The sequence below is a fragment of the Actinoplanes couchii genome, from assembly GCF_016862075.1.
Lineage (GTDB): Bacteria > Actinomycetota > Actinomycetes > Mycobacteriales > Micromonosporaceae > Actinoplanes > Actinoplanes couchii.
The window spans coordinates 1-576 of sequence record NZ_BOMG01000200.1 but is presented as its reverse complement, the minus strand read 5'-3'; the positions used below and the strand labels follow the sequence as shown (position 1 = coordinate 576).

General features: G+C 71.4%; 1 protein-coding gene. It reads right to left on the bottom strand.

The genetic code is table 11. The features are described from left to right. The coding region (locus Aco03nite_RS52480; RefSeq protein ID WP_203810803.1) for a HAMP domain-containing protein at positions 1-576 on the bottom strand (576 nt) is incomplete at both ends.

Here is a 576-nt window from a genome sequence, read left to right as displayed (position 1 = left end):
GAATGGCGGCGGCCATCTCCTCGCCACCGGCCGCTACCGTCGACACGCTGAACGAGACCTCCTCGGCGCCGTGGGCCACGTCCTGCGACTGCCGGGACGTCGCTTCGGCCGATTCGGCGATCTGCTGGGCGGTCGCCGAGATCTCCTCGGTGGCACTGGCCAGCGACACTGCGGACTGGTCGATGGTGCCGACGGTCTCGCGCAGTCGCTCGACCGCGGAGTCCAGCGCGCGGCCCACCCGGCCCGATTCGTCGCGGCTGGTGAGGCCGCTGACCCGGGTGAGGTCACCGTCGGCCAGACCGTTGGCCACATCCTCCACCCGGGCCAGCGACCGGACGATGCCGCGAGACACCAGGACCCCGGTCAGACCGGCCGCGATCAGTCCGGCCACCAGCAGACTCATGTCGAGGGTGCGGCTCGACTCGTAGGTGGACTGCGCGTCCGCTGCGGCGGCCGCAGCGTCGGAGTCCTCGGCGGCCAGCAGCTGGTCGACCGCGGGGCTGATCTTGTCCATGATCGGCAGCACCGAGGCGTCCCGGACCTTGATCCACGACTTGATGTCGTAGCGGGCGCCGG